Source organism: Microbacterium sp. ANT_H45B (assembly GCF_008369345.1).
Classification (GTDB): domain Bacteria; phylum Actinomycetota; class Actinomycetes; order Actinomycetales; family Microbacteriaceae; genus Microbacterium.
Window position 1 is genome coordinate 142,473 of the sequence record NZ_VOBK01000001.1, and the last position, 15,550, is coordinate 158,022.

14 protein-coding genes are annotated in these 15,550 nt (G+C 68.6%); 6 read left to right on the forward strand and 8 right to left on the reverse strand.

The window, feature by feature from the left end; genetic code table 11:
• Nucleotides 1-8: 8 nt before the first annotated feature.
• From FQ142_RS17635 to FQ142_RS00645, 3 genes are all read right to left on the reverse strand, one after another.
• Entirely contained in the window at nucleotides 9-638 is a 630-nt protein-coding gene (locus FQ142_RS17635; protein ID WP_149421815.1) for an ArsR/SmtB family transcription factor, read from the reverse strand.
• 113 nt (nucleotides 639-751) lie between these two features.
• Nucleotides 752-1,345 (reverse strand): TetR/AcrR family transcriptional regulator, encoded by a 594-nt coding sequence (locus tag FQ142_RS00640; protein WP_149421816.1) that lies wholly within the window; start codon nucleotides 1,343-1,345, stop codon nucleotides 752-754.
• 95 nt (nucleotides 1,346-1,440) lie between these two features.
• Complete coding sequence (locus tag FQ142_RS00645) at nucleotides 1,441-2,775, reverse strand: MFS transporter (protein WP_149421817.1); 1,335 nt, start codon at nucleotides 2,773-2,775, stop codon at nucleotides 1,441-1,443.
• A 233-nt stretch (nucleotides 2,776-3,008) separates the two neighbouring features.
• On the opposite strand from FQ142_RS00645, the gene FQ142_RS00650 reads away from it, so the two are divergent.
• The 5 genes from FQ142_RS00650 (at nucleotide 3,009) to FQ142_RS00670 (ending at nucleotide 9,252) form a co-directional block, all read left to right on the forward strand.
• A complete protein-coding gene (locus FQ142_RS00650) occupies nucleotides 3,009-5,231 on the forward strand; it encodes a glycoside hydrolase family 3 C-terminal domain-containing protein (RefSeq protein WP_149421818.1) in 2,223 nt (740 codons plus the stop codon).
• Nucleotides 5,232-5,593: 362 nt separating this feature from the next.
• Nucleotides 5,594-6,394 (forward strand): hypothetical protein, encoded by an 801-nt coding sequence (locus FQ142_RS00655; RefSeq protein WP_262492008.1) that lies wholly within the window; start codon nucleotides 5,594-5,596, stop codon nucleotides 6,392-6,394.
• The gene (locus tag FQ142_RS00660) at nucleotides 6,391-7,140 is read left to right on the forward strand and encodes a spermidine synthase (RefSeq protein ID WP_188042253.1); all 750 of its coding nucleotides are present in this window, start codon (nucleotides 6,391-6,393) and stop codon (nucleotides 7,138-7,140) included. The genes FQ142_RS00655 and FQ142_RS00660 overlap by 4 nt, the downstream gene beginning before the upstream one ends.
• Entirely contained in the window at nucleotides 7,137-7,976 is an 840-nt protein-coding gene (locus tag FQ142_RS00665; protein WP_149421819.1) for an SDR family NAD(P)-dependent oxidoreductase, read from the forward strand. Before FQ142_RS00660 ends, FQ142_RS00665 begins: the two co-directional genes overlap by 4 nt.
• A gap of 274 nt (nucleotides 7,977-8,250) precedes the next feature.
• Entirely contained in the window at nucleotides 8,251-9,252 is a 1,002-nt protein-coding gene (locus FQ142_RS00670) for a magnesium and cobalt transport protein CorA (protein ID WP_149421820.1), read from the forward strand.
• Nucleotides 9,253-9,263: 11 nt separating this feature from the next.
• On the opposite strand, the gene FQ142_RS00675 is transcribed toward FQ142_RS00670, so the two are convergent.
• Nucleotides 9,264-9,722: a cytochrome C5 gene (locus FQ142_RS00675; RefSeq protein WP_262492009.1), complete on the reverse strand. Its 459-nt coding sequence runs from the start codon at nucleotides 9,720-9,722 to the stop codon at nucleotides 9,264-9,266.
• Between the two features lie 41 nt (nucleotides 9,723-9,763).
• Between FQ142_RS00675 and FQ142_RS00680 the strand changes: the two genes are divergently transcribed.
• Complete coding sequence (locus FQ142_RS00680; RefSeq protein WP_149421821.1) at nucleotides 9,764-10,486, forward strand: SGNH/GDSL hydrolase family protein; 723 nt, start codon at nucleotides 9,764-9,766, stop codon at nucleotides 10,484-10,486.
• Nucleotides 10,487-10,612: 126 nt separating this feature from the next.
• Here FQ142_RS00680 and FQ142_RS00685 read toward each other — a convergent pair whose 3' ends face one another.
• From FQ142_RS00685 to FQ142_RS00700, 4 genes are all read right to left on the reverse strand, one after another.
• Nucleotides 10,613-11,530 (reverse strand): glycine betaine ABC transporter substrate-binding protein, encoded by a 918-nt coding sequence (locus FQ142_RS00685; protein WP_056414110.1) that lies wholly within the window; start codon nucleotides 11,528-11,530, stop codon nucleotides 10,613-10,615.
• Between the two features lie 83 nt (nucleotides 11,531-11,613).
• Nucleotides 11,614-12,636 carry an ABC transporter permease gene (locus FQ142_RS00690; RefSeq protein WP_149421822.1) on the reverse strand — a complete coding sequence of 341 codons (1,023 nt, stop codon included), beginning with the start codon at nucleotides 12,634-12,636 and terminating at the stop codon, nucleotides 11,614-11,616.
• A complete protein-coding gene (locus tag FQ142_RS00695) occupies nucleotides 12,636-13,940 on the reverse strand; it encodes a glycine betaine/L-proline ABC transporter ATP-binding protein (RefSeq protein ID WP_149421823.1) in 1,305 nt (434 codons plus the stop codon). Before FQ142_RS00695 ends, FQ142_RS00690 begins: the two co-directional genes overlap by 1 nt.
• A gap of 355 nt (nucleotides 13,941-14,295) precedes the next feature.
• Complete coding sequence (locus FQ142_RS00700) at nucleotides 14,296-15,498, reverse strand: class I SAM-dependent methyltransferase (protein ID WP_149421824.1); 1,203 nt, start codon at nucleotides 15,496-15,498, stop codon at nucleotides 14,296-14,298.
• Nucleotides 15,499-15,550 lie beyond the last annotated feature (52 nt).

The window sequence follows — 15,550 nt, forward strand, 5'->3', positions numbered from 1 at the left end:
GGGGCTCCTCAGCTCGAAGCGATCATGGTCAGGACGAGAAGGGGGACGACGCGTGCCGCGGGAACTTCGTAGTACCCGCGGCGAGGCGAGACGAGCCACCCCGCCGCGACGAGCTGGCGCAGGTGGTGGTAGAGCTGACCGGACGAGGCGAGGTGCTCGAGCTGCAGCAACTCGGCCGTCGTGTGCGCTCCGCGCAGCACCTGACGGACGAGCTCGATGCGAGCGGGGTGGCCGAGTGCCTCGAGGGGGCGCGCGAGATCGCTCCAGTCCTGCGACAGCAGGGCGTCGGCCATGAGGCCGTATTGCCAGCGGACGGGTCCTGCGGCGGTGTCGACCGCGCCGGCCATCATGACCGCGCCCGGCACGCGTCGGCCGAGCTCGTTCACGAACCAGAGCGGGTCGTCCGCGCCGGCGGGCGTATCAGCGGCATCCGGCACCGCACCGGCACCCTGGACATCGGGAACATCCGCCAGCTCCGAGGAGCCCGGAACATCCGACGAGCCCGGAGCACCCGAGGGGTCCGGAGCATCCGAAGGCACGACGTCGATACGCCCCTCGGCGAGGGCGAAGAGCCGCGCGACCTCGTGCTCGAGGTCGGCCAGGCGGCGCTCGATCGCGCGCTCGTTCTCAGATTCCATGATTCGAACCTATCAAAAGTTCGTAATTACGGAAAATACTATCTAAGCGCGTCTCCGTGCACGCGGAACGTGGCCGCAGGGGTGCACGGCTGCGATCGACGGAACGTCGGAGGTCAGGTGACGACGGCCGGCCACGACGTCGCGCGGATGCCGTGCCAGAGGCGCGCGAGCCGGTCGGCCATGTCGATCGAGGGATCCAGCAGCCACTGCACCTGCAACCCGTCGGCCGCCGCGATGACCAGATCCACGACATAGGGGATGTCGACGTCCGGCCCCATCAGCTCGACGGCCTGCTCGTGCCGCACAGCCTCGGTCATCAGCGTGCGCACCCACCGGAATCGCTCCTCGAAGAACGCCCGAGCCGGATGTCCTTCGATCGTCGCCTCGGCCGAGTACTCCACGTACAGCCTCACGAGTCCCGGCACGGTGGCGTTGTGCGAGATGACATCGAGGAAGCCCTCGAATGCTCCGTCCGGAGAGTGGTACTGCCGGTGGTCGCGCTCGTCGCGCGCACGCAGGACCTCGAGGAAGAGCTCTTCGCGGGTGCTGAAGTAGTGCATGAGTCCCGGCTGGGTGAGCCCGACGCGTGCCGCGATCTCCCGATTCGACGCCTTGCGGGTGCCCAGTTCGGCGACGACGTCGAGCGCGACGGCGAGGATCTCGGCGCGCTTCGCCGCACCCTTCGCGTACTGCCCCCGTCGTGCCATGACGTCAGTCTAGGAGAATCCGATGAACGCTCGAGCGGAGACCCGTGACGACCGGATGCGCCCCCGAGGCATCCGGTCGCCACTCCCCGTCCCCGCTATTTCACGCTCTTGATCGGGAAGATCACCGCGGCGCCTATCAGCGCCGCGACCGCGCAGATCGTGAACCAGACCGTGTAGTCGGCACCGCTGGCACCGCCCGTCGATGCCAGCACGAGGCCTCCGATGAGAGGGGCCACCGTCTGCGGCAGCGCGTTGGCGATGTTGAAGACGCCCAGGTCCTTGCCCGAGTCGTCCGGGTTCGGCAGCACGTCGACGACCAGCGCGAGGTCGACGCCGACGTAGATTCCGAAGGCGGCCCCCAGCAGGATCTCCAGGACGTAGTACGACGGGACGTCCTGGATGAAGATCAGCGCGAACGTGCCGGCGGCGAAGAGCACCGTCGAGGTCCAGACGAACACCTTGCGTCGACCGATCTTGTCCGAGATCTTGCCCGCGATCCACGCCGTGACCACCAGGGCCGCGGTGTACACGAGCGTCGTGTTCGCGATCAGCAGGCCGATCTCCTCTTCGGGAACCCCCAAGTGGAAGCCCATGTACGCGAAGCGGAAGGTGGTGAACCCGAAGCTCGCGAACGTGATGAGGAACCGCGACCACCAGGCGAGCGCGAAGTCGGGGTGCGCGACCGGGCTGACCCAGATCGTCTGGACGACCTCGCGGAAGCTGATCCGCGGCGGCCGGGCCGGGAGCACCCTGTCGGGCAGCACGATCGCGAAGACGACCATGGCGATGATCGCGAGGATCGCGGGGATCACGAACACGATGAAGAGGTTGAACGAGAACCAGCCCGCGACATACGTGCCGCCGACGATGCCGAGGTTCTGTGCGATGCCGAGACCCGCGGCGACCGATCCGCGCTGGAACTTGGGCACCTGGTCGGCGATCGTCGCGACGAACGGCGCGAGGGTCATGTTCGCGCCGAGCTGGGCGATCGCCCAGCCGATCGTGGCGACGAGCAGGCTCGGGCCGAGCGCCATGAACACGAAGCCGATCGTCATGATGACGGTGCCCAGGACGATCCAGATCCGTCGGCGCCCCCATCGACTCGTCGTGCGGTCGGAGACGCGTCCGAACACCACATTCGCGACGGTCGCGAAGAACGCTCCCACTCCACCGAGGATCGCGGATGCCGTGTTGAAGCCCGCGGCGCCGTCAGCGATCGCCCCGGCGTTCTGCAGGTCCTGGATCTTCAGGCCGATGCCGACGACGGCCGGCCCCAGCAGGGCGATGAAGAAGATGAACTGCGCGATGATCAGCCAGGCGACGTACCCCTTCTTCGCCGGCTCTGTCGGTTCTGCGAACCAGTGATGCTCCCGTGCGACCGCCGTCGCCGTCGTCATCCCCGACGGCGTACCCGCTGCGGAACCGCTCATGCCTGCCTCCTTCGGCCGGTGGGAGTCCGAAGGCGTCGCAACGCCGCGACATGCCGGAGATTCGCTCCCGTGGATGAAAACCTAGACCGTTCAGGTTTTCCGTGCAAGAGATTCCTCCGCAGATGTCGATGGTTCCTTGTGGGAGAAAACCATAACGATTAAAGTTTTGAGAATCGAGCGGATGCCGCACCTTCGGCGCGGCCCGATCCGACTCAACGGCGAGAGGGAATCCCATGACCGAGCCCACCGGCGCGCGCGCCCACGACCTCACCCTCGAAGAGAAGGCCGCGCTCACCAGCGGCGCGGACTTCTGGACGACCAAGAGCATCGACCGCCTCGGCATCCCCTCCCTCATGCTCACCGACGGGCCCCACGGCCTGCGCAAGCAGGGCGGCGACACCGACCATCTGGGCCTTGCCGGCAGCATCCCCGCCACCTGCTTCCCGCCCGCTGTCGGACTCTCGGCGACCTTCGACCCCGCCCTCGCCGAGCGCGTCGGCGTCGCTCTCGGCGTCGAGTCCGCGATCGAGGACGTCGCGGTGATCCTCGGCCCGGGCATCAACATCAAGCGCTCGCCCCTGTGCGGCCGCAACTTCGAGTACATGTCGGAGGATCCGATCGTCTCGGGCGCGATGGGGGCAGGTCTCGTGCGCGGCATCCAGTCGCAGGGCGTCGGCTCATCGCTCAAGCACTTCGCCGCGAACAACCAGGAGACCGACCGCCTGCGGGTCTCGAGCGACGTCGACCCGCGCACGCTGCGCGAGATCTACCTGCGCGGATTCCAGCGGGTCGTCGAAGACGCCCAGCCCTGGACGATCATGTGCTCGTACAACCGGATCAACGGCGTCTACGCGTCCGAGGACCCGTGGCTGCTGACGACGGTCCTGCGCGACGAGTGGGGCTTCGAGGGCATCGTCGTCTCGGACTGGGGCGCGGTCAACAGCCGCGTCGCGGGTGTCATCGCGGGAATGGACCTCGAGATGCCGGGCAGCAGCGGACGCACGGATGCCGAGATCGTCGCCGCCGTGCAGGACGGCAGCCTCGACGAGGCCGCCGTCGACACCGTGGTCGACCGCCTGCTCGACCTGACCCGCAAGGCCCAGTCGCGCCCGGCGGCGTCGGGCCCGCTCGACGTCGACGGACACCACGCGCTCGCCCGCGAGGTCGCCGGCCGCTCGATCGTGCTGCTGCGCAACGAGGGCGGCATCCTGCCCCTGCAGCCGTCGGCGAAACTCGCCGTGATCGGCGAGTTCGCGCGCACCCCGCGGTTCCAGGGCGCCGGTTCGTCGCAGATCAACCCGACCCGCATCGACACGGCTCTCGACGAGATCCGTGCGCTCAGCGACGGAGAGGTCACGTTCGCCGCCGGGTTCGCGATCGGCGAGGACGCGGATGCCGATTCCGCGGCCCTGCGCGATGAAGCCGTCGCCGCCGCATCCGCCGCCGATGTAGCCGTCGTCTTCCTGGGCGTGCCCGCGCACGAGGAGTCCGAGGGCTTCGACCGCGAGCACATCGACCTGCCTGCTGCGCAGCTCGATCTGCTGGATGCCGTGCTCGGAGTCACCTCGAACGTCGTCGTCGTGCTCTCGAACGGCGGGGTCGTGGCCCTGCCGTTCGCCGACCGGGTGCCCGCCATCGTCGAGGCGTGGCTGCTCGGACAGGCAGGAGGCGGCGGCACCGCCGACGTGCTGTTCGGTGTCGTGAACCCGTCGGGCCGGCTCGCCGAGACGATCCCGCTGCGTCTCGAGGACACCCCCGCCTTCGGCAGCTTCCCCGGCGAGCACGGCCACTCTCTCTACAGCGAGGGCCTGCTGGTCGGATACCGCTGGTACGACGCACGGCAGCTGCCCGTCGCGTTCCCGTTCGGGCACGGCCTGTCGTACACGACGTTCTCGTACGGCGACGCGACGGCGTCGATCGACGGCTCGGGCGACGTCGTCGTCACGGTGCCGGTCACGAACACCGGGACGGTCGCCGGCCGCGAGGTCGTGCAGGCGTACACGAGCCTGCCCGGATCGTCGGTGCAGCGCGCGCCGCGCGAGCTCAAGGCGTTCGCGTCGGTGCTGATCGAGCCGGGTGAGACCGTCGAGGTCGAGCTGCGACTTCGCCGCGCGGAGCTGGCGTACTGGGATGTTCGCGTCGACCGCTGGATCGTCGAGGCCGGCGAGTACGTGATCGACCTCGGCTCGTCGAGCCGTGATCTGCGCACCCGCACGACGGTCGCGGTCGACGGTGACGAGGTCGTGCTGCCGGTCAGCCTCGGTTCGTCGTTCGAAGAGCTGCTGGTCGACCCGGTCGTGGGGGCGGAGTTCGCCGCGGTCATCGCCGAGAAGTTCGGATCCGAGGGTGGCGAGATGCTCAAGATGCTCGGCAACTTCCCGGTCGGTCGCCTCGACGGATTCCCGCTACCGCGCGCCGAGCTCGTCGCCCTCGTGGAGCGCGCTCAGCGCGGCTGAGGCTCGGTCCGCGCCGTCCTGGAGCGCGCTCAGCGCGGCTGAGACTCGGTCCGCGCCGTCCTTCGGCGACGCCAGTGGGCGGGCTCCGGCGAACGTGGTTCACAATTCAGCAAGGAAAATCTCGCGCCCGAGGCCGAGCGCCGACGAACCGCGGATCGTCCGGCGCGCGACGCCGGCGGTCGACCAACGGTGCTGAATTGTGAACGGCGCCCGCCGGGAACCGTGCCCGCCCGTCACTCGGGGGACCGGCGTCGGCGCGGGCACACCGGCATCCGACGGTGTGCCCGCAGCCGGAACCGGCACCGGCGGGCGCCCCGGGAGCCGGCGACGGCGGGAACCCCGAGAAGTAGGCTGAGGGCATCATGGAACCCTTCTTCAGCTGGCTCGGCACCGTGCCCTGGTGGATCATCTTCCCCATCATGGGTGTCGCCGGCGGCGCGGCGAAGGCGTGGGAGCGCAACGCAAAGCGCCGCCATGAGCGACGCCTCGAGACGCTGCGCCTGAAGGCGGAGATCAAGACGGCACAGCTCGAGGCGCGCGGCGGCGCTGCCAGGCGGATGGGCCCGGCGGTCATCGACACGACGGCATCCGTGGCCCCGAACGCGCTGCTCGAGCGCCTGTTCTCGGAGCACGACGAGATCACCGCACGGTGGCTCGACTACGAGCTCGACGTCGCGAAGCTGATCGCCTTCCCGGCCATGAGCGACGGGCGCCAGCCTCTGGTCGCGGCGTTCCTGCGGGCCAAGAAGACGGCGGATGCTCTGCGACCGGCGTCCGCCGAGCAGACCGTCACCGAGAAGCAGGTGTCGGAGTACCTCGACGCGGTGGGCGCCTACGCCGTCGCGTTCGAGATCGCCGAGAAGGATGCTCGCCGTCTGCGCGACTCGTCGTTCACCGAACCGGAGCGCAAGAGACTGGATCGGGCGCAGCAACTGCTCAAGGTCGCCGTCGACGAGTCGGCGACCCAGGCCGAGCGCAACGTCGCCTACCGTCGCGTGCGCGACGAGCTCGAAGGGCTGATCCTGCTGAGCGACGAGGCCGTGCAGGTGCTCGAGAAGCAGGTGGCGCGCGAGATCGCCGCTCCAGCCGCGCCCCCGCAGCCGATGCCCGAGCCGCTGCACCTGCCCCCGAAGACGACGAACGACGGAGAAGCAGCGCAGTGATCACACGGTTCGAAGAGCTCGACTGGCAGGAGACCCCGATCGGTGAGCTCATGCTGCGCCGGAGGACGGATCCTTCAGTCGGCCAGGAGATCTACGAGGTCAAGCTCGGCGACGAGTACCTCATGTCGAGTCTGTTCACGGTGGCGGAGGAGGAACTGTCGAATCTGGGTCTCGCCGCCGCCACGGGTGACGACCTCACCGTGCTGGTCGGCGGACTGGGGCTCGGCTACACGGCGGTCGCGGCACTGCGCGACGCGCGGGTGACCTCGCTCACCGTGGTCGATCGGCTGGGCGCGGTGATCGGTTGGCATCAGCGACTGCTGCTCCCGGTGTCGGCCGAGCTCGTCGAGGATCCCCGCACGAGCCTGGTCGAAGACGACTTCTTCGCGCTGGTGCGCACCGCACCCCGCGAGGGCGAGGGCGACTACTCGGCGATCCTGCTCGATGTCGACCACTCCCCGCGCCATCAGCTCGACGCCTCGCACGCCGACCTCTACACGGTCGACGGCCTGCGATCGCTCGATCGACACCTCGCCACCGGCGGAGTGTTCGCACTGTGGTCGGACGACCCGCCCGACGAAGACTTCCTGGAGACGATGCGCGCCGTGTTCGATGATGTCGTCGCTCACGTCGTCGACTTCGCGAACGCCGTCACCGGCGGCACCTCGTCGAACACCGTGTACGTCGCGCGCAGCCGCACCGCCGGGGAACCGGCATCCGATCGCCCATCGAAGGCAGGATCATGACGACCAAGACGATCGTGCTCACGGGGGCGTCCGACGGCATCGGGGCGGCATCGGCCCGCCAGCTCTCGGAGGACGGCCATCGGCTGATCCTCGTCGGACGCTCGGTCGAGAAGACACGCGCGGTCGCCGCCGACACGGGTGCGGAGTGGTTCACCGCCGACTTCGCGCGACTCGATGACGTGCGCGAGCTCGCCGCGAAGATCGCGGAGGCGGTCGGCGACGGCGGCATCGACGTTCTCGCGAACAACGCGGGCGGCATCTTCGGCGATCAGACCCCGACGGTCGACGGCCACGAGAAGACCCTTCAGGTCAACCACCTCGCGCCCTTCCTGCTCACCAACCTGCTGCTGCCGCAGCTGCGCACCGGCCACGCGGCGGTCATCAACACCTCGAGCGTCGCTCACCGGCTGTTCGGGCGCATCGACGTCGACGACCTCGACAATCGCGTCAAGTACAGCGCGAACAAGGCATACGGCGATGCCAAGCTCGCGAACGTCCTCTTCACGAAGAGCCTGCACACGAAGTTCCACGGCGAGGGCCTCACCTCGGTCGCCTTCCACCCCGGCACCGTGCAGACCAACTTCGCGTCCGACTCGAGCACGATCATGCGCATCGTCTATCGCACGCCGCTCAAGCACCTGCTGCTCATCAGCAGCGACAAGGGCGGCCGAACCCTGACCTGGTTCGCCGAGGGGACACCCGATGAGACCTGGATCTCGGGGCGGTACTACGACGAGCGCGTGCTGACCCGACGGGTCAATCCGATGATCGAGGATGCCGCTCTGGCCGAGGCGCTGTGGCGCAGGAGCGCCGAACTCGTCGGCATCGACGCCTGAGGCGTCCGCTCCGCGGAGTCCACGTCCAGCGCGCAGGAGTATGCTGGCACGTCGGGTCATGTGACCCCCAGATGCGAGAGGCGGTGATGGCGATGTCCGGTGATAGTTGCGACGCCGCCTTCGTTGCGTCGCGTCTGACGGCATCCGTGCGTTGAGCTCCGGCTCCGCATCCGCTCGTCCCGCTCCGCAGCCGTCGGCGGCGTCATCCGCCCCCTGACGAAATCTGCGCACGACCCCTCTGTCCGGGCGTGCGCCTGCGAGAACGGAGCCAGCCATGGCCCTCATCGACAACGGCGTGTACGTCCAGGGACGTCGCGTGGAGACCCCCGAGAACCTCGACGAGACCTACCGGTCGCTCGATGCGCACGGCGGCATCGCCTGGATCGGCCTGTACCGTCCGAGCCCCGAGGAGGTCGCCTCGGTCGCGCGCGAGTTCGACCTGCATCCGCTGGCCGTCGAGGACGCCCTCTCGGGACACCAGCGGTCGAAGGTCGAGCGCTACGGCGACACCCTCTTCGCGGTGCTGCGCCCCGCCCGCTACCGCGACGAGCAGGAGTCGATCGAATTCGGCGAGCTGCACCTGTTCGTCGGCCCCGACTTCGTCGTGACGATCCGGCGCGCGGAGTCGCCCGACCTCGCCGCCGTCCGTCGGCGCATGGAGGCGAACCCCGAGCTGCTCGCGATGGGACCCGAGGCCGTCTTCTACGCGATCCTCGATGAGGTGGTCGACGGCTACGAGCCCATCGTCTCGGGCCTGCTGAACGACATCGACGAGATCGAGGACCAGCTCTTCGGCGACAGCGACGACGACGCGCTCTCCCGCCGCATCTACGAGCTCTCGCGCGAGGTGATCAACTTCCAGCGGGCGGTCCATCCGCTCTCCGGGATGCTGGAATGGCTGCGCCGCGGGTCGGAGAAGTACCGCATCGACGAGGAGCTGCAGCGGTCGCTGCGCGACGTGCTCGACCACGTCATCCGCGTGAACGAGCGGGTCGACTCGTTCCGGGCGATCCTCGAGAACGCGCTCACCGTGCACTCCGCGCTCGTCGCGCGGCGGCAGACCGAGGCGGGACTCGCGCAGAACGACGAGATCAAGAAGATCTCGTCGTGGGCCGCGATCATCTTCGCCCCCACGCTCGTCGGCACGGTGTACGGCATGAACTTCGAGGCGATGCCCGAGCTCGAGTGGGCGTTCGGATACCCGATGGCGATCGGCGCGATGGCCGCCTTCGCCGTGGGCCTCTACGGGGTGTTCAAGTACAAGAAGTGGTTGTGAGTCGGGCCGACTCAGCGATCGCGCACCTCGATGTTGGCGACCTCGAGCTCGTCGTCGAGCTGCACGAGGATCCGGGAGTCCGGGAACTGCTTCGGCGCATCGAAGGCGATCAGCACCGCATCGGCGAACACCACGGCGGAGGTGGCCTCGAGGTCGTCGCGCAGATCGGTCTGCTCGATGACCGGCTCGTCGTCGACCGCCTCGTCGATGTCGTCGGCGACCTCGTCGATCACCGCACGCCACCGCGTCTCTGACACCGACAGGATGCGGCTGATCGCCCCGAGCAGCTCGTCGGCGTCGAAGCTCTCTTCGTCATCTTCGAGCTCGGGGTCGACGTTGACCGTGACCACCGCGCCGGCCGCGTCGATCGTCGCCCGGCCGTAGACGAGGCCGTTCTCGGCGACCGGATCATCGAGCAGGCCGCTCTCGACGATGCGGGCAAGAAGGTCGTCGAGCAGTGGGGAAGCCATGAGACCAGTCTCCCACTGACGCCGCGGCTAGTCTTTAGGGCGTGCCGAACGCCGAATCCCCCGCATCCGCATCTGATCTCCGCCGCCTCACCGACCTGCTCGCGGGCTCCGAGCCGCTGAACTGGGTCATCACCGGCGACTCGATCACCCACGGACTCGTGCACACGCAGGGTGCACGCACCTACGCCGAGCACCTGCACGAACTGGTGCGCGGCGAGCTGGGTCGCACCCGCGATGCCGTCATCAACACGGCGATCAGCGGGCACCGTCTCACCGACATCCTCGGCGACTGGGATCGTCGCGTCGCGACGTGGCGCCCCGACATCCTGACCCTGATGATCGGCACCAATGACATGGCGACCGGCGCCGACCTGGTGACCGTCGCGCCGGCGGAGTTCGCCGCGTCGCTGCGCGAGTTCGTCACGCGCGCGCGGGCTGCGGGCACGATCGTCGTGCTGCAGACCCCGCCGTCGATCGACGTCCCGAACGCGCCCGGTCGAGAGCGGATCGTGGAGTTCGCGGATGCCGTGCGCGAGGTCGCCGCGTCGGACGACGTGATCCTCGTCGACCAGCACGCGCGCTTCACCGACCTCGGTGGCGGTGCGGTGCCCTGGGGTCTGATGAACGATCCCTTCCACCCCAACGCCGCGGGTCATGCCGCACTCGCGCTCGAACTCACCCACGCCCTCGGCATCCGCCCGCAGCCCGAGGTCGACCGCACCCTGCCCCTGCTCGCGGCACGGGTCGCGGTGGCGCGCCTCTGACCCGGCCCTCCCCTCCGTTCCTGCGTCGGGCGGTGAACGCCGCGATGGGCGGAGGATCTGCGAGAGATCCTCCGCCCATCGGGGAGAAGTCCGCCCACCGGGGCGGAAGCGCGGAAGCGGCTCAGGTCAGCTGACGACCCAGTCGAACTCGTCGCCGTGCTCCTCGAGCCAGGCGTCGACGGCATCCGCTTCCTTGCCCTCGCCGAACTCGTTCACGACCTTGTCTTCGAGCGAGCCGTACTGCTCGTCGTCGAGCTTGATCTTCTCGATCAGCTCGGCGGCCTCGGGGAACTCCTCGGCGAAGCCCTTCGTGCCGAGGAAGTGCAGGGCCTCAGCCTCGCCCATCGCGCCCTTGGGGTCTTCGAGGTCCTTCACGGGGAAGGCGTCGTTGGCCCAGAACGGACGCCACAGCGTCACGACGACGTCCTCCTGCTTGTCGGTCGCGGACTTCAGCTCGGTGAGCATCGCCGCTGTCGACGAGGTGACGAGCTCGTACTCGCCGTCGAGACCGTACTCGGGCATCATCTTCTGCGTCTGCGCGGTCAGACCGGCGCCCGGCTCGATGCCGTAGATTTTGCCGTCGAGCTCTGCGCCCTTGCCCACGAGATCCTCGATGGAGTTCAGGTCGGAGTACTCCGGAACCGCGAGGGTCAGCTTCGCGTTGTCGTAGTACGCGCCGAGGTCTTCGATGTCGTCGCCGTACTGGTCCATGTAGGACTTGTGCGTCAGCTCGGGCCACGCCGACGGGTACATGTCGACATCACCCTGGGCGAGGCCGGTGTACAGCGGGCCCGCCTCGGTCAGCGTCTTCATCTCGACCGTGTAGCCGATCTTCTCGAGCTGGTCCTGCAGCAGGTATGCGGTGCTGAGTCCGTCGGTCCACGAGGGCAGGAAGCCCAGCGTGATCGTGCCCTTGTCGCCCGATCCGGTGTCTCCGCCGCCGGTGCCTCCACCGGTGCCGCCCATGCCGTCACCGCTGCATCCGGCGAGGGTCAGGGTCGCTGCGGCTCCGATGGCCGCGATCGTCAGGAACTTCTTCTTCATGTGTGTGTCTCTCTCGTTCCGTATATATGGGTGCTGTGTTGCTGTGTACTGCGGTGGTGCTGTTCTCTTGTGGGAGGGATGAGTCAGTGCACGCCGCCGCCGACGGCGGTGCGGCGCGGAGAGGCCTTCTCGCGCTCGGCCGCATCGGCGGCATTCTTCGAGTCAGCCGCCTCGGCCGACTCGGATGCGGATGCGGTCGACGACGCCTCAGCGGATGCCGCCTCGAGGCGCTGGATCGTCCGACGACGCGCGAGCAGGCCGAGCAGCGACGAGCGGTTGCTGCCGAGGTCGCCCAGCGCCGCGGTGACGCGGTCGAGGAACACGGCGATGAGCACGACGCCCAGACCCGCCTCGACGCCCTTGGCGATGTTGATGGTCGAGATCGCTTCGACGACGATCTTTCCGAGGCCGTCTGCGCCCGCCATTCCGGCGATGACCGCCATCGACAGCGCGAGCATGATGACCTGGTTGACGCCGGCGAGGATCGTCGGCATCGCGAGCGGAAGCTGGATGCCGCGCAGGATCTGCCCCGGCTTGGCGCCGAACGCCTGCCCTGCCTCGACGGTCTCGGAGTCGACTCCGCGGATGCCGAGCTCGGTGAGGCGCACGCCCGGGGGCAGCGCGAAGATCACGGTCGCGACGAGTCCGGGGACGACGCCGATGCTGAAGAACACGATCGCCGGGATCAGGTAGACGAAGGCCGGCATGGTCTGCATAAAGTCGAGCACGGGCTTGAGCACCGCGCGCACGGTGGCGTTGCGGGCCGACCAGATGCCGAGCGGCACGGCGATCAGCACCGCGATCACCGCGGCGACGAGCACGAGGGCGAGCGTCTGCATCGCCGGAACCCAGAGGTTCATGGCGACGATCAGCCCGAACGAGACGACCGTGCCGATCGCGAGCTGCCAGGAGCGCACGAGCCACGCGATGAACGCGGCGATCAGGATGATGACGATGAAGTGCGGGCTGAGCAGCGCGCGGGTGAGGCCGTCGACGAGGAAGCTGACCACGAACGAGATGACGTCGAGCAGACCGTCGAGGTTCGTCTTGATCCAGTCGACGCCCGTCGCGACCCAGCTGCCGAGGGGAATGCGGAAACCATCCATCAGCGCACCTCCTCCGTCGTACCTGCGGCCGGCTGCGGGTCGGCCGTCCATCCGTCATCGAGCACCGCGTCGATCTCCGCCTGCGGCATCGGAAGAAGCGGCACCGTGATCTCGCCGGTCGCACCGGGGCCGGGGCCCAGCGCTGCGAGCAGGGTGATGCGCGGGATCACGCCGGTCAGTCGTCCTGCGGCATCCACCACGGCCAGCGGCAGGGGCGACTCCACCGACGGCACGAAGAGATTCATCAGCACTTCGTCTTCGCTCACGCTCTGCGGCACCGGCTTGATGATCGACTCGAGGGTCGACACGCCCTTGCGCACGAGCTTGACGGCATCCCGATCGGTGACGATGCCGAGCAGCTTGCGGTCGCGACCGGTGACGTACGTCGCCGACATGAACGCGTCGCGCATCTGGCGCAGCGCGGTGCGCGGGCCCGCCGTCTCGGCGACGACCGGGCGCGGACGCTCCATGACGTTCGCGGCGGTGAGCACGCGGGCGCGGTCGACGTCCTGCACGAACTGCTCGACGTAGTCGTTCGCCGGGTCGGTGAGGATGTCTTCCGGCGTTCCGATCTGCACGATGCGACCGTCGCGCATCACGGCGATGCGGTCGCCGAGGAACATGGCCTCGTTGAGGTCGTGGGTGATGAAGACGATCGTCTTCTGCAGCTTCTCCTGCAGTTCGAGCAGCTGCTCCTGCATCTCGCGGCGGATCAGCGGGTCGAGCGCGCTGAACGCCTCGTCCATGAGCAGGATGTCGGAGTCGGCGGCGAGCGCGCGGGCGATGCCCACTCGCTGCTGCATCCCGCCGGACAGCTCGGAGGGCAGCTTCTCGGCCTGACCCTCGAGACCGACGAGAGCGAGGATCTCTTCGGCCTTCTTCAGGCGCTCGTCCTTGCCGATGCCCTTGAGCTCGAGGGGGTAGGCGACGTTCGCGGCGACCGTGCGATGCGGCAGCAGCGCGAAGTGCTGGAACACCATCGAGATGCGGTCGCGGCGGATCTCGCGCAGGCGTCCAGCCGGGATGCCGGTGATCGGGTCGCCGTTGACGACGACGGATCCGTCGGTCGCCTCGTGCAGCCCGTTGAGCATGCGGATGATGGTGGACTTGCCGGAGCCGGAGAGGCCCATGATCACAAAGATCTCGCCGCGGTTGACGGTGAAGCTGGCGTCGATGACGGCGGCTGTCCCTGCGTCGCCGACGGCGGATCTGCTCTCACCGGCCTTGAGTCGACGGACGGCACTGCTCGGATTCTTCCCGAACACCTTGTACAGATTGCGCGCTTCTAGAGCGATTTCGGACACGTTTCCCCTGCGGCTCGCCTTCGGGCGGCTGAGCCTGCTTCGGTTACGCCCGGGTGATCCTCCCGGCCGTTTCGACATGGTGCTGTGGCGGCGCGGACGGCGGATTTCGGATCCACCGCGATAGAGCATCGACCGTACGTCCACGCCTCTTCGCAGCACAGCACATTCGAAAGAAGGACGTGGTCGCGGACTGGTCTTCGGGCCGTCAGGCCCATCGACCAACGTAACGAAACGGCCGGTCAGGGGCAAATCCGCAATATTTGATGTCGTTCAGTTCCCGCCGCTGACCGGGGGATTGTGCGGGTTTCGGACAGGGCGGTGAGGCGATGCCGCACGGGCGTTTCGAGGCGCGCGGTCAGCGACGGACGCTGCGCGTCACGGTGAATTTCGGCGTGCGCTGGAGCTGCTCGGTGGTGCCGACGAGACGGGTGAGTTCGCCCCGATATCCGAGCGACGAGTTGAAGACCGTGAACAGCTCACCGCCGGGGCGGAGCATGCGCGCGGCGGCCTCGAACAGGCGCGTCGCGGCGCCGGTGTGCACGCTGGTGCCGAGGTGGAACGGGGGGTTGAGGAGGACGACATCGGCACTCGCGTCGGCGATCTGCGATCCCGCGTCGTCGTGCATGACGGCAACGCGGTCGGCAACGCCGTTCGCGGCCGCCGTGGCACGCGCGGAGGCCACCGCCGCCGCCGACCGGTCGGTGGCGATGACCCGCGCATCCGGGTGCGCGAGGGCGTACGAGGTGGCGAGCACCCCCGTTCCGCAGCCGAGATCGACGACGGTCGGCGTCGCGCTCGACCCATCGTCGTTCACAACGCAGCACGGATTGCCGGGATCGGCCGTTTCCGGGGCGCCTTCACCCGGAGGGATGGCGTCGCTGCTGAGTTGTGAACCACCGAGGCCGAGCACCTCGAGCAGGAACCGCGTGCCGATGTCGAGCTTCGCGCCCGCGAACGCGCCGCCGTGGGCGACCACGACCAGTCCCTCATGCTGCGCGGTCACCGGGAACGGCGGCTCGGCGGGCACCGGCCGGGGCTCGGATGCCACGACGAGACGCGACTTGTGCTCGGCGCGCTGCGCCTGCACGTGCGCGAAGCGGCGTCCGAGCACCTCGTTCTGCGCGATCGTCATGTGCTTCACGCGACCGCCGGCGACGAGCACGACCTCGGGGGCGGCCCAGCGCGCGACCGCGTCGGCGATCTCGTCGAGCTCGGCGAGGGCCTTCGGCAGCTGCAGCAGCACGAGCCGCGCCCCGCCCAGCAGTGCGACGTCGAGTTCGTGGGCGGAGAACCCGGCGAGCCCGAGCTCTTCGGCGTTGCGCGCGAGGGCGCGTCGCCCGGTCGCGAGGTCCTGATGAACGCGGATGCCGTCGAGACCGGCGGCGGTCAGCGCGAGCGTGATCGCACCGTAGTCGTCACCGATGACCACGGTCGCCCCTCCGTCGATCCCGAGCGACAGGGCGCGCTCGACGAGCAGCAGATCGGTCGCGTCGTGGGCCTGCAGATTGTCGGCCTCGACATCGGGCCAACGGCGCAGGCGGCTGTAGGGGAAGTCCACGCCTCCAGACTACGAGCGGCACCCCTTGACACAGACTGAACAACTGTTTAGT

Bases quoted from the DNA above. Each gene is read 5' to 3' on its own strand.
- FQ142_RS00665 (WP_149421819.1), top strand. From the start codon at position 7,137: ATGACGACCAAGACGATCGTGCTCACGGGGGCGTCCGACGGCATCGGG.
- FQ142_RS00655 (WP_262492008.1), top strand. From the start codon at position 5,594: ATGGAACCCTTCTTCAGCTGGCTCGGCACCGTGCCCTGGTGGATCATC.
- FQ142_RS00650 (WP_149421818.1), top strand. From the start codon at position 3,009: ATGACCGAGCCCACCGGCGCGCGCGCCCACGACCTCACCCTCGAAGAG.
- FQ142_RS00685 (WP_056414110.1), bottom strand. From the start codon at position 11,530: ATGAAGAAGAAGTTCCTGACGATCGCGGCCATCGGAGCCGCAGCGACC.
- FQ142_RS00670 (WP_149421820.1), top strand. From the start codon at position 8,251: ATGGCCCTCATCGACAACGGCGTGTACGTCCAGGGACGTCGCGTGGAG.
- FQ142_RS17635 (WP_149421815.1), bottom strand. From the start codon at position 638: ATGGAATCTGAGAACGAGCGCGCGATCGAGCGCCGCCTGGCCGACCTC.
- FQ142_RS00690 (WP_149421822.1), bottom strand. From the start codon at position 12,636: ATGGATGGTTTCCGCATTCCCCTCGGCAGCTGGGTCGCGACGGGCGTC.
- FQ142_RS00675 (WP_262492009.1), bottom strand. From the start codon at position 9,722: ATGGCTTCCCCACTGCTCGACGACCTTCTTGCCCGCATCGTCGAGAGC.
- FQ142_RS00640 (WP_149421816.1), bottom strand. From the start codon at position 1,345: ATGGCACGACGGGGGCAGTACGCGAAGGGTGCGGCGAAGCGCGCCGAG.
- FQ142_RS00645 (WP_149421817.1), bottom strand. From the start codon at position 2,775: ATGAGCGGTTCCGCAGCGGGTACGCCGTCGGGGATGACGACGGCGACG.